This window comes from Anaerosacchariphilus polymeriproducens, assembly GCF_003363435.1.
Lineage (GTDB): Bacteria > Bacillota > Clostridia > Lachnospirales > Lachnospiraceae > Anaerosacchariphilus > Anaerosacchariphilus polymeriproducens.
Map to the genome: position 1 here is coordinate 36,228 of NZ_QRCT01000045.1, position 13,240 is coordinate 49,467.

Here is a 13,240-nt window from a genome sequence, read left to right on the forward strand (position 1 = left end):
CTTCTCCTCTAAACTATAAGTTGTTCCAGATAGTCGATATAATCATTTTCACTGCATTTTAACTCTATTTTCTTTCTACAAATTTCTCCAAACTTTATTAAATTTTCCCTATCTGTTTCTAATTTCATAATTCCCGATACTAATTGATCCACATTTCCAGTCTGACATAGATATCCATTTACCCCATCTGTAATAAATTCTACGGAACCGGCAACTTGTGTTACTACAGGTACACAACCATAGCTCATTGCTTCTAACATTGATAATCCTACTCCCTCATAATCAGATAAGTTCAAAAATATATCCGAATTTTTCCAGAATCCCTGCATTTTTTCTTTCGTTAAAAATCCATGCATTACAACTTTATTCTGTAGCTGGTTCCTGTAAATATAATCTTTTAATTTTTCTTCATAGGACCCGGTCCCGGCAATATGCAATTGATAATTTACTCTTTTATCTTCTAGCATATTTATAAGTGGAACAAAAAGATCCACTCTCTTCTGTACTTTCTCTAAACGGGCAGCATAACCAATCTGAATTGATTTATTAGTGTCTAAACTATAACTTCTTTGTAAAACAGGTTCAAAGTGAACCGGGCTTTCTTTATAAAAAACTTTATTTTCATCAACACCAAATTCATGAACCATCTTTTCTTTAATATCATTACTAACACAAGCTATTTTATCCACTTCATTTTTCATAAACTCCTGTCTACGATAAATATCTATTCGATCGTTATGAAGGACAGATATGATTTTTAGTTGATTTGGATATAGCCTTTTAACAATACTTCCAGCTATTAAAAGCTGCCTTTGCTTATTAATCATTAATGTACAAGGTAGTTGCTCCACAATACTTTCTACTAATTCATGAATCAAACTCCAATATCTTTTAAAATCAGTATCAAATGGTTTGACATGATCTATTAATTCTTTAACGGGTTTCTTTTCGGTAATATTACTATATAGCAGTACATTATAATTCCTCTTTTTCAATCCTAATGCCGCCAAATAGGACCAGTTCTCAATTCCTCCCAGTTCAAAGCCATCAAGCATATCAAAGATAATATTTTCTGATGATTCTTCCAATGAAGTTAGATTCTTCAATCTAGGAAACTCGTGCAAATGATCTAAGACATAATCCATTATGACCTCTTCTTTTAGCAATAGATTACTTAATAGATTCATGGATTTTAATTGTTCCTCGATCTCATTTTGATATTCACTTGCAATGATAATTTGAAACTCTTGTTTTCCGTTTTCTAGACTAATTGGAGAGCAAATTTCTTTTTCTTCTATTTTATTCCCCCATTTGCGGGATTCATTGTCAACAAAATACTTGACCGGGATATTCATACTAGAAAAAGCTTGCGCTACTTTCATTCCCCCCGAAGAAGCACCAAAAATTATAATATCTTTTTCTTTTTGATACATAAAGGCCCTCCTTTCTTTCGTAGATTTTTAAAAACTATGATATTTTAAAGAACTCCTTTATTTCTTCTTTTCCTTCTTTCTTTAAAAATTCTCTAGCCGGTCTGGCCCCTGACTGAGTACAAATAAAAATGTAATCAACGAAATAATGGGGAAATTCTTCTGGAGAGATTATCGGTACGAATTGAAGAATTTTCCCTGCTTTATAGGGATCTATAAAAGCTTTGCACTCTGCATTTGGAAATTTATCCTTTAATAAGTTTAAAGCTTCTTCACCTGATATATCTGCTCCCCAAATTAGATAACTTCGTATCTTTTTTTGAGGAATTAATTCGCTAAATAAATATTGTAACTTCATCTGTATGATTTGGTGCGTTTGTTTTTTGCGAAATTCATCTGTGGATCTTGAACCCTCTCTCGCACGATAATGAAATAATTCTTCCTCTAACTTTGCAATCCCCAATCCCTTTGCCGCTACCCGGAAATAAAACTCTATATCCTCAATTAAAAAATCTTTATACAATCCAACTTTTTCATAAATTTCTCTTCTCATCATAGTCGATGGCTGCATAAATTTTTGTCCTTCATTGATAGACAAAAAAACATTATTGTTATCAACCGGTTCTTGTCCTCTTTTATGGGAACCAATATATTTTTTCTTTGTATTTTCTGTTAAACCATCATCAAAAATAATGGAATAATTCGTTCCTAATAAATAAATATCTTCATGGGTATTTAAGAATTCAACTTGCTTTTGAAATCTATTTGGATGTGAGATATCATCAGAATCCATTCTGGCAATGTATTCACCCCTTGCAATCCGTATACCGTCATTTACTGCTTCAATAAAGCTATTGGTAGAACGTGATAACATTACAACCCGTTGGTCTTTTTTTGCATATTCTATGATAATATCCAAAGATTTGTCCGTAGAACCATCATTAATTAGAATTAATTCAAAGTATGAATAGGTCTGCTTCAAAATAGAATCAACTGCTTCTCTTAAGTACTTTTCTGTGTTATATACCGGCATAATAACGGAAACTAATTTCTTCTTTTCTCCCATTGACAATCCTTTCTAGTAACGCATCTTTGCTCTTTTTAACTCTATATATTTATCGGCTGATATTTGGAATTTCTTTACACTTTTTCTATATAATAGTTTATATTTAATTGCTTAGAACGATGCAAGATTGAATAGTAATTATTTTTTCCTTTAATTACATAAATAATGCATAATTACAAAATCTTTCCTACCAACTAAAAAGCCCCGGATTGACCCGGGGCTTTTTAAGCAACTCTACACTATTATTTTATAAAATAATTTCATCGGTATGGATAAATACGATATCATCCTCGATGATAAAATCCTCTGCAATAAAATTATCCGTATTTTTTTTCAACTGTTGAGATGATTGGTTCCTAGTATCCAATATTTCCGTTTCATTAGAAACAGTCTTATTTCCTTTATCGGAATTTTTATTCTTTCCTTTAATAGAAACCATTTCAGAAGTCTTTCCTTTTTGATATTGGAACGGACTCAATTTACGTGATCTGCCACGCTCTTGAGCATTTTTTTCGCTAATTCCTTCAATCTCTTTTTTCGCAGCTGTACCGGAAAGATCCGCATAAACTTTAGGTATTTTAAACTTTATAAATAAAACAATAGACAAAATTAACATAATTCCAGCACTGACAAATCCAATGTTTGAAATTAATTTATATACTTCGACTGACACTTTATGTACTCCTTTCTCAGGTTCCATAGGCGGTAATAATAGCCTTCTTGGTACTCTCTAATAATTTAACCGTCTCCTCCTTCATGGACTTGGTTTTGTCTGTGGTCGTATTCACACTCTTCACACCAGATTCTAACTTTTTATAAACATTCATTAATGTATTTTTTTCTACTCCATCTGTTTTGAACTTGGTTGCATATTGCATCATGGAATCCCTGGCCAGCTCATAAAGTTCAAGATTCACGATCTCACTAGTTTCAACTTCTGTTAAAGAAAGCAGTTCTTTCATCTTTTGGAAAAAGGCAAAATACATACCCTGGTCACTTCCTTCAATTGCTTTTTGTGGAACATCACGATAAAATATACCTATTTCTTTATATACCGTTGCCATATTCTTTGTTTTAAATTCATCTCCGCCATATTTCAAAGCATCATCAAACCAGTTGATCGAAGCTTTCATACGGCTGCTGCGATTATCATTGGAATTCCCATAATCATAGTAATACCAATACATTTTCCCAGTTTCAAAGCAAATATTTGCATATGCATTCGGATCTTCACAAATGGCCGCTTTATTGCTCTTAATCGCTGAAACTAGTTTCTCTTCTTCTTGAACAGAGAATATCGCATCTTGTTTATATGTTTCCATTAAATTGATATACGCTTCCTGCCTGCCAGGTTCTATTTCCATAGCGTTGTAATAGAATTCTTCTTGTTCTTCTATACTGGAAGACTTTGCTGCCAAATCAATGGATTCATTATAATTATCTTTGGTTTTTTCAATTGCAGTTATTCTGGCACCCACTCCAACTAAACTAAATAGTATCGTAAGGACGGAAGCAAAAATAAACGCCGTCATTTTCTTTTTCTGTTTCTTTTGATATTTATCATCAATCTCTTCATAATGCTCAAGCGCATACATTAACTCAGCGCAAGATTGATATCTATCATTTGGATTTCTCTGAGTACATTTTAAGATGACTTTTTCAAGACCCCCAGATAACATAGGATTTACTTCTCTAATCGGTCTGATTTCATAAGGAGGTTCACAAGGATTACATCCAGTTACCAAATGATATAAAGTCGCTCCAAGACAATAAATATCCGTTCTTGCATCAGTCTGACCCTGACCTCCAAACTGCTCAGGCGCTGCATAACCAACAGTTCCCAGACATGTGGTGTCTTCTATATTGTTTTCCTTAAATACCCTCGCTGTCCCAAAATCAATTAAAGTCAGATTACCATCTGGCTTTAACATTACATTCGCAGGCTTCATATCTCGATAAATAATCGCTGGTGTCCTGGAATGCAGATATCCCAATACGTCGCACAGCTGCTTTGCCCATTCTATTACACTTTCCTGTGGCAAAGCCCCATATTCTTCGAGTGCTTCGCTTAAAGGGTTACCTTCTATATAATCCATTACAATTAAAAATGTATCTTGATCTTCAATTACGTCTATAATACTGGGCAAGTTGGGATGTGATAACCTTTTCAACATATCTGTTTCAACTACAAGACCTTGTTTTACAATTTCAAAATCCCGTATCCCATCTTTTCTTACTTCTTTAATCGCCCATTGCTTATTCGCTTTCTCATTCATTGCCAGATATACAATACTCATTCCACCCTGGCCGATCTTATTTAATATCTTATACTTCCCATCAACTATTGAACCAATTTCTAACATAACCTTCCTCCTAAAACGTACGTACAAGAATTACCGATATATTATCTGTTTCCTGCCTTTTTTTGTTTAAGTCAATAAGGTAATCTGCATTTTGCTTCATAGTTGCTACCTTAGTCAATTCTTCAGGATTCAAAAATTGTTGAATCTCACTATCATTTATCTCGTGACGAAAGCCATCCGAACAAAGCATATATGTAACATCTTTCTCTGTATTTCCAAATAAAAAATCTGCACTAACATAATCTGAAGCACCTACGCACTGTAAAAGAACATTCCTCCTTGGATCTATTCTTGCTTCTTCCTGAGAAATGTTTCCATTTTTAACCTCTCTTGCTACAACCGTTTGATCCTCCGTTAAAATTTCCACTTTATCAGATATTTTATATATTCTGGAGTCTCCTACGTTCGCAATATAATATCTTTCTTCCGTCAATAACATGGCTACAACCGTTGTCCCTAATTTTATATTCTGTTGATTACCATAATTCATAATTTTCTGATTCATGATTTCAATGATTGTTTCCCACTGTTCCTGTATTTCAAAATCTTCAAATCCTGTTTTACATAATATCGGTAATTGATTCATCATCCAGTTATGAAATGCATTAATAACCGTCGCACTGGCTACTTCGCCTTTCGCTAAACCGCCCATTCCATCACACAAAACAGCAAATGTCATCCGGCCCTTTCCGGTTTTTAATGTTTTTACCATTAAACTGTCTTGATTGGTTGATTTTTTTATCCCGATATCTGTACTTGCTGATACCATAAAATTCAAAATAATTTCCCCCTAATTAATCCATTAGTTCAAATTTAAATTCTTCATTTCCTAATCTTATTGTAGCTCCATTGGGAACTAAAAACTCCTGGTTACTTGGAATGATCTTTCCATTTATATATGTATGATTTGTAGAATTTGTATCTACAATAAAGTATTCTCTATTTCTTTTAACAAGACGCGCATGACTCCTGCTTATTGCCTTGTTATCGCTAATATAATAATCTACGAAACTTTTTTCTTTACCAATACGGAATATCTCTTTGTCTACTACAATTTTTTCCTGCGTTTTCATACGAATAAGATTTCCGGTCGCTTCTTTTTCCTGAATAGGTTCTGTACCTAATAACGTAGTTTCACCATAATTTATTCTCTGTTTTGGCATAATTGTACGAACTTGTTGTTTCTCTTCTTCCAGATTATCTTTTTTCTTTCTATTTCCAAATGAAAACCAACCTTTTCTTTCTTTCAGTAAGTCCTGCTTTTCCGACTTTTTGTCTGGTGTCTCAATACCGGTAATCGACTTTTGCACATTTACATTCCTTGGTTGAACCACTACAGAGCTGGAAGAAACACTTAGGGCACTAGTTAGACCCTGCGTCTGCATTGCTGTAAAAGGTTCTAGCGATTTGCTTTCTGCCTTTATCTCATCTAATATCTTCTTAAATTCCAGCAATTCAAAATCAGGAGTTCTGTTTAGATAATTAATAATCTTAGCTACATAATCACAATTTTCAGTTTGATCAAATTGTATACTAAACATTATATTTTTAAAAAAACGACTTAAATTAATTTCTTCTACAACTTGTCCAATCGGAAGACATACAAGAACAGCTTCACATGAACTAACATCTACAAACATATAACTTAAATCCAATAGAAATTCTGACCGTTCTATCATATATTCTTCAGCCTCTATCAATGCAGACGTGATACTGGAAAAAACACCTATCAGTCTTTTCTTACTGATACTTCCTATAAAAAACTGTTCCACTGTTACTTTCGACGAAATATTATACTTAATGAATTTTTTATTCTCTTCTTGTGTAAAGACTACAGATGCAATCCCAGGTATTTTATTATTAGTAAGCATACCTAATGTTAATGAATCTATCTTATCTTCATTCTTAATTTGATAAACCATATAAGTATTAATTCCTTGTGTTTCAAAGGTAAAATCGTAACTCATTATCTTCCTCCTAAATGTATTACTTTCATGCCTCAATTATATAAGTACAAATATATATTAATAACTTTTTATTCCATTGCATAAAAAACTGATTTAATGCACAAAATATAAAAGTAACAAATACAACATACCAATTAACTACATTCATTTAAATTTTCATTCCCCCTTTTTCACAATTTTTCTCCATCTCGTTTAAATTTATATATTTATTTGCATTAAAATCCGACTGCTAAATTGCAGTCGGATTTTAACTGTAATTAGCTATTCTAATTTATTACCACATTGACCGCAGAATTTCATTCCCTCATTATTTGTATGACCACAATTTGTACAAGTAATACCTGACTCATATGGTACATCATATACTGTATTTTCATTCTCTTGCGTTTCCCGAGACTCCTTTTTCATTGTCTCTCGTTCATCCTTGATCATTTGAATCACATCTTCACTTTCTCTAATAATACGCTTATGATCATCGATCGCTTTACAAAATACCAATACCTCATCATCAACGCTTTCTCCGAGCGTATATTTATTATAATAATACTTTCCAATTAATTTTTGCTTTTCGGCTATGGATGCTTTTTCATTCGTAATCTTCAAATTCATCTTATTAATTTCAATAACATCGTTTGTTTTTTCTCCAACATTCTTTGCAAAACTATTTAACTTATCTAAAAATGCCATATTCATAATTTCCTTTCTTTATAATCTAAACTTAACTAATTATATTTTGAAACAACTCCATGTTACTTAGTTGTTTCATAACATCTTGTATTGTTTTCTCCTCTAATTTAGGTACTTTTCCAATACTTTTAAGATCTGCAAAAGAAATTGACTGACTTGTATCTTTTGCAAATTGATTATAAAAAACAGAAAGCCGGTTTCTAATAGAAAGACCCTTCTCCTGTTCTATGATCTCTAATGCTGCATATGCTCTATGGCATTTTTCATTCGCTACATCAGAACCATCTGTTACAAATACAATATAACCGGATTCCGATAAATTATCCAAAGCTTGCTTTTCTAATGAAAAAGCGGAATCGATAATAATATATTCGTAAGAACCTAAGATTCTCAGACCTTCTATCATTTGTTTAAATTCATCTTTTGTAATTCCCATTAAATCAATCGCTGATTTAGATGAATCATAAAAGTATACTCCCGATGCATCCTGTCTCAAAGCACTTTCCATCTTTAAGTCTAAATTAGATTTTTTACTTCTAAGGACATATAATATATCACTTAAATCTCCCTGACCGTCTCCACGAAAAAAGTAATTCACATTTTCAAATGGTTGAAGGCAAAGAAAAAGTGTTTTCTTCCCCTGCCTCGCAAAGTATCTTGCACACGAAGCTGCAACTGTAGATGTCCCCACACCTCCACAAGCAGATGTGAAATTTATAATTTTTGTTTCTACAATATCCTTTTTCGCTCTTGTATTAATCACTGCATTTTCTGAATAAATAGCTAGCATCTCTTTATATATATATTCTAACTTTTGAAATTTGCATATTGCTTTTTGATTTCGAATCCGTTCAATCTCCAATGATTCTGAAAAATATGCAAATCCACATCCTTTTGGCAGTCTGTCACTATTGACCTCAAAATATTCACAGGATAACAAAACATCTATTGCATTTGTTTCCATAAAACTCATTGCTTCTTCTAATTCAGTAAATGAAAATACCTCTAATTTATCCTCAAATTTATTTCTAAACGCGGCTACAATTCTATAGAGATAAATTTGATCTTTCTCAAGCAGTGCAATTTTAATTTTCATTTTCTCCCTCCAATTATGATATCATCACCCTATTATTTATCTCTTTTTGACATTATTTTAAAAAAAAGCCTACTTCTAACAACAATACCATATTACTTGAATCGTTAAGATTTTGCAATAGGGCAAAAGTACCATAAATTGCTATGAATCGACAAACTCTGTCACTAGGAAGCAAACGTTACAGTTTTACTGATATGATATCCAATATCTTTTAATGTAGCCAAATCACTCTCTATACTGATGCCTGCAGTTGTCAGCATATCTCCGGTAATCGCCGCATTAGAACCGGATTGAAAACATTTTCTTCCCTTATCTCCTATTAATCCTCTTCCACCTGCAAGTCTAATAAAACTGTCAGGCAGTAGAAATCGAAAGACAGAGACAATCATCTGCATTTCTTCCGGTGCAAGTTTATCCATTTTTTCAAATGGAGTTCCTTCAATGGGGTTTAACATATTGACGGGAACTGATTTTATTCCTAACTCCCGTAAAGCCAACGCCAGATCAATTCTATCTTCCATAGATTCACCAACCCCCATGATACCACCACTACAGACATCAAGTCCTGCCTCTAATGCCGCCTTTATAGATTTTATTTTTTCTTCATAAGTATGCGTTGTACAGATTTTATGAAAATAATCTTTTGATGTTTCCAAATTGTTATGTATTCTGCTTACTCCGGCATCTTTCAGTTTCTTATATGCATCTTTTTCCAAAAGACCTAAAGAAGCACAAATGGAAATAGATGTTTTCTTTTTTATTCCACGGATACTCTCACAAAGTAAATCAATCTCCTTATCACTTAACTTTTTACCCGAAGTTACAATGGAATACCGAAGGACTCCTTTATCTGCGTTATATTTGGCCTGTCTAAATAAACTCTCCTCATCTAAAAGTGGATGCTCTTTGACTTCAGCCTTGCAAGAAGCAGATTGAGCACAATATTTACAATCTTCGGAACATCTACCGCTTTTTCCATTGACGATAGTACAGATATCAAAGTTATTTCCACAAAAATACATTCTGATTTCATTCGCATACTTTGAAACCTCCTCTAACGGAGCTTGTGTAAGTTCTAATGCTTCTTCTTTTGTTATAAGATATCCCTCAATTACTTTTTCCTTTAACTCTCTTACATTCATTTTTTCTTTCCTTTCCTGACAAACTTTCCTTTATACAGCGAACTATACTGCACCGTTTTTTGTTTGTCAACCTTATTTTTGTTTTGGTTTACATTTTTTGTTGTTTTATATCATGATTGCAAAAAAAAGCAAAACCTATTATACTTTATACTAAATATTCAATAATTATGACAAATTAAGTAATTAATTAGAAATAGAGGAGTATGTATGAGTATATTAAATGTTGAAAATCTATCCCATGGTTTTGGTGATAGGGCTATCTTTCAGAATGTTTCATTTCGTCTTTTAAAAGGAGAACATATTGGACTTGTAGGAGCCAATGGAGAAGGAAAATCTACTTTCTTAAATATTGTAACCGGTAAATTAATGCCCGATGAAGGCAAAGTTGAATGGTCAAAAAATGTACGTGTAGGTTATTTAGATCAACATACAGTCCTTGCCCCCGGTATGACAATAAGGGATGTTTTAAAATCTGCCTTTTTGCATTTATTTGAATTAGAAGACAAGATGAACGCCATCTGTGATAAGATGGGAAATGCAGCACCAGATGAGTTAGATTCCATGATGGAAGAACTCGGTACAATTCAAGATCTACTGACTATGCATGACTTTTATATTATCGACTCAAAAGTTGAAGAAATTGGACGCGCCTTAGGACTTATGGATATTGGATTAGATAAGGATGTTTCTGAACTTAGCGGTGGTCAGCGGACCAAAGTTCTGCTGGGTAAATTGCTTCTGGAAAAACCTGATATTCTTTTACTGGATGAACCTACCAACTATTTAGATGTCCAACATATTGAATGGTTAAAACGGTACTTACAGGAATATGAAAACGCTTTTATATTGATCTCCCATGATATCCCATTCTTAAATAGCGTTATAAATCTTATCTACCATATGGAAAACCAGGAGTTGAACCGATATGTAGGAGATTATGATAAGTTTCAAGAAGTTTATGCAGTCAAAAAAGCGCAATTGGAAGCTGCCTACAAAAGACAACAGCAGGAAATCAGCGACTTAGAAGATTTTGTAGCCAGAAACAAAGCTCGTGTATCTACACGAAACATGGCTATGTCCAGACAAAAGAAGCTGGACAAAATGGAAAAAATTGAATTAATAAAGGATCGTCCAAAACCTGAATTTAACTTTAAAACTGCACGTGCTTCAGGCAAATATTTGTTTGAAACAAAGGATTTAGTCATTGGATATGACGCACCACTTTCCAGACCTTTGAATTTAAAAATGGAACGTGGGGAAAAAATAGCATTAGTAGGTGCAAACGGAATTGGAAAAACGACTCTATTACGAAGTATCCTTGGACTGAACAAATCACTTAGTGGATTTGCACAACTAGGAGATTATTTATATCTTGGATATTTTGAACAAGAAATGTCTCCCAATAATACTTCTACCTGCATTGAGGAAATCTGGAAGGAATTCCCTTCTCTGACTCAGTATGAAGTACGCTCCGCCTTAGCCAAATGCGGTTTAACCACCAAACATATCGAATCACAAGTTCGTGTTTTAAGCGGTGGGGAACAGGCAAAAGTACGCTTATGCAAGCTTATCAATCAGGAAACCAATTTCCTGCTTCTTGATGAACCTACCAATCATCTGGATGTTGATGCAAAAGATGAATTGAAACGTGCACTTAAAGAATATAAGGGCAGCATTTTATTAATCTGCCATGAACCTGAGTTTTATGATGGTATTGTATCAGATGTTTGGGACTGTAGTGAATGGACTACTAAAATAATTTAAGATTTACTGTTAAAGTTCATGCAATACAACTATAAATTCAATTCAGATATAATAAATTTAAAATATAATTAAAAGGGTACTTGTAAAACAAAGTACCCTTTGCTATAATCAAGTTAAGAAATATATATCTATATCGTAGATATATCCCCGTTTAAGGTAAGTATCCTAAACTTTGGAGGTTGTGAGGATACTTACTTTTTTGTATGTAATTTGATTATTTCAATAATCAGGGCGATAAATTCAACTATAAAGCTACCAAATGCAAATAGCACAAGACAAAAAGTCAATCCTTCTAGTAAAGTCATCAGCACCGCCCCCTTTCTCATTAGATTGAGGGCAACTACAATATAAATATCCTCTATTTCAAAACTCGACTTTTAAATTATATCACACCTGAAATATACATATAATATTTTTTATCGACATATGATATATTTTTAACATCAGTAATGACAATAAAAAGGGTACCTATATTTCAAAGTACCCTTTCAAAATTGGTAAAAAAATAACACTTAATTAATCTTTTGTTTTCATATGTAAAAATTTCATATTCAGTATCTCATTAATGACAAAATAGATACACAAAAGCAAAATGATTATTTCAAAAATCAATTCTAATGAAAAGTTAGAGAGAATAACTCCTATACCTGCCGAAATAATGGAACCTCCTACACAAGCAGCACCCACCTGGTATCCAATCAACTTTCTACTAACTTCTTTTAAAAAGCGATTGGGCGTTTCATGCATCAGACAAGGATATAGTGGCGCTAATCCTATCCCAAAAATAGTAATTCCTAGAAACATGATTATAATATTATCTGAGAAATTGATGATTGCACCGCCAAAGATCGCTAATATAAGCCCTCCTCGGATCATATTCATGTTTCCTAATTTGTTTACAATGATTCCAGAAAAAATTCTTCCTATCATAATTGAAAAATAATAAATAGTAACTACATAACCTGCCAGTTTCATCGGTACACCACGAGATTCAATTAATACACTGCTTATCCACGCACTCATTGAAAACTCAATCCCTGTATATAAAAAGAATTGGGTTATAGCCATAAACTGAGTCGTTTTACTTGATAATCCTAGTTTATTAATATTTGTACTTTGATTCATGTTTTGACTTGTATTATGCTTTACATACCATATTCCTTTAATCAAACTTATACACAAGAGTACTGCCAAAAACAGTTGAATTATTGAGATAGAACCGTATCCTTTTCTCCATGATCCAAACCCGGTCAATGCATACGTCATAATCAGCGGCCCAATGGAAGCACCAAATCCCCAAAAACAATGTACCCAATTCATATGTCTTGATGAGTAATTCTCTGCCACAAAACTATTTAATCCGGAATCAACTGCCCCCTGTCCCAAACCAAGAGGGAATGTAAATAACGCCAACCAAATAAAATTAGGCGAAACTGCATATCCCAACAAAGCAATTCCAGTCATCAAGCAGCTAATGAAAGTCACTTTTGCGGTTCCAAATTTGTTTAAAATATGACCGCTGACTACACTTGAAATAAAAGAACAAGCAAAGAGTAAGGTCGTCAATATGCCCATTAATTCTAAAGGAAGACTTAAGTCTGATCTTATACTCGGCCATGCAGTTCCTAATATCCCATCCGGCAATCCCAGACTAATAAAAGCAAAGTAAATAATGGCTAGCAATAAACCCATATTGCTATTGTGTTTTTTCATTTCTATCCTCCT

General features: G+C 33.2%; 11 protein-coding genes. 1 reads left to right on the forward strand and 10 read right to left on the reverse strand.

Annotated elements, in window-relative coordinates; translation table 11 throughout:
• Window positions 1-8: 8 nt before the first annotated feature.
• The 9 genes from DWV06_RS12760 to bioB all read right to left on the reverse strand — a co-directional run bounded on the left by DWV06_RS12760 (window position 9) and on the right by bioB (window position 9,751).
• On the reverse strand, window positions 9-1,433 hold the full coding sequence (locus tag DWV06_RS12760) for a glycosyltransferase family 4 protein (protein WP_115482574.1): 1,425 nt from the start codon (window positions 1,431-1,433) through the stop codon (window positions 9-11).
• A gap of 34 nt (window positions 1,434-1,467) precedes the next feature.
• Window positions 1,468-2,496, reverse strand: a complete 1,029-nt coding sequence (locus tag DWV06_RS12765; RefSeq protein ID WP_115482575.1) for a glycosyltransferase family 2 protein — start codon at window positions 2,494-2,496, stop codon at window positions 1,468-1,470.
• Between the two features lie 247 nt (window positions 2,497-2,743).
• A complete protein-coding gene (locus DWV06_RS12770) occupies window positions 2,744-3,169 on the reverse strand; it encodes a hypothetical protein (protein WP_147289863.1) in 426 nt (141 codons plus the stop codon).
• 16 nt (window positions 3,170-3,185) lie between these two features.
• Window positions 3,186-4,859, reverse strand: a complete 1,674-nt coding sequence (locus tag DWV06_RS12775) for a serine/threonine protein kinase (RefSeq protein ID WP_115482577.1) — start codon at window positions 4,857-4,859, stop codon at window positions 3,186-3,188.
• Between the two features lie 10 nt (window positions 4,860-4,869).
• Window positions 4,870-5,628 carry a PP2C family protein-serine/threonine phosphatase gene (locus DWV06_RS12780; protein WP_235828962.1) on the reverse strand — a complete coding sequence of 253 codons (759 nt, stop codon included), beginning with the start codon at window positions 5,626-5,628 and terminating at the stop codon, window positions 4,870-4,872.
• 25 nt (window positions 5,629-5,653) lie between these two features.
• Entirely contained in the window at window positions 5,654-6,826 is a 1,173-nt protein-coding gene (locus DWV06_RS12785) for a DUF6382 domain-containing protein (RefSeq protein WP_115482579.1), read from the reverse strand.
• A 261-nt stretch (window positions 6,827-7,087) separates the two neighbouring features.
• Window positions 7,088-7,513 (reverse strand): zinc ribbon domain-containing protein, encoded by a 426-nt coding sequence (locus DWV06_RS12790; protein WP_162300632.1) that lies wholly within the window; start codon window positions 7,511-7,513, stop codon window positions 7,088-7,090.
• Between the two features lie 31 nt (window positions 7,514-7,544).
• Window positions 7,545-8,609, reverse strand: coding sequence for an AAA family ATPase (locus DWV06_RS12795; RefSeq protein ID WP_115482581.1), 1,065 nt, complete (start codon window positions 8,607-8,609; stop codon window positions 7,545-7,547).
• A gap of 164 nt (window positions 8,610-8,773) precedes the next feature.
• The gene (gene bioB, locus DWV06_RS12800; RefSeq protein ID WP_115482582.1) at window positions 8,774-9,751 is read right to left on the reverse strand and encodes a biotin synthase BioB; all 978 of its coding nucleotides are present in this window, start codon (window positions 9,749-9,751) and stop codon (window positions 8,774-8,776) included.
• Window positions 9,752-9,958: 207 nt separating this feature from the next.
• Here bioB and DWV06_RS12805 point away from each other — a divergent pair, with 207 nt between their 5' ends.
• Window positions 9,959-11,515, forward strand: a complete 1,557-nt coding sequence (locus tag DWV06_RS12805) for an ABC-F family ATP-binding cassette domain-containing protein (RefSeq protein ID WP_115482583.1) — start codon at window positions 9,959-9,961, stop codon at window positions 11,513-11,515.
• 516 nt (window positions 11,516-12,031) lie between these two features.
• Here the strand turns inward: DWV06_RS12805 and DWV06_RS12810 are convergent.
• Entirely contained in the window at window positions 12,032-13,228 is a 1,197-nt protein-coding gene (locus DWV06_RS12810) for an MFS transporter (protein WP_162300633.1), read from the reverse strand.
• Between the last annotated feature and the right edge of the window lie 12 nt (window positions 13,229-13,240).

Excerpts from the sequence above, each read along its gene's own strand:
- DWV06_RS12765 (WP_115482575.1), bottom strand. The coding sequence starts at position 2,496 with ATGGGAGAAAAGAAGAAATTAGTTTCCGTTATTATGCCGGTATATAAC.
- DWV06_RS12795 (WP_115482581.1), bottom strand. The coding sequence starts at position 8,609 with ATGAAAATTAAAATTGCACTGCTTGAGAAAGATCAAATTTATCTCTAT.
- DWV06_RS12790 (WP_162300632.1), bottom strand. The coding sequence starts at position 7,513 with ATGGCATTTTTAGATAAGTTAAATAGTTTTGCAAAGAATGTTGGAGAA.
- bioB (WP_115482582.1), bottom strand. The coding sequence starts at position 9,751 with ATGAATGTAAGAGAGTTAAAGGAAAAAGTAATTGAGGGATATCTTATA.
- DWV06_RS12780 (WP_235828962.1), bottom strand. The coding sequence starts at position 5,628 with ATGGTATCAGCAAGTACAGATATCGGGATAAAAAAATCAACCAATCAA.
- DWV06_RS12810 (WP_162300633.1), bottom strand. The coding sequence starts at position 13,228 with ATGAAAAAACACAATAGCAATATGGGTTTATTGCTAGCCATTATTTAC.
- DWV06_RS12785 (WP_115482579.1), bottom strand. The coding sequence starts at position 6,826 with ATGAGTTACGATTTTACCTTTGAAACACAAGGAATTAATACTTATATG.
- DWV06_RS12775 (WP_115482577.1), bottom strand. The coding sequence starts at position 4,859 with ATGTTAGAAATTGGTTCAATAGTTGATGGGAAGTATAAGATATTAAAT.
- DWV06_RS12805 (WP_115482583.1), top strand. The coding sequence starts at position 9,959 with ATGAGTATATTAAATGTTGAAAATCTATCCCATGGTTTTGGTGATAGG.
- DWV06_RS12760 (WP_115482574.1), bottom strand. The coding sequence starts at position 1,433 with ATGTATCAAAAAGAAAAAGATATTATAATTTTTGGTGCTTCTTCGGGG.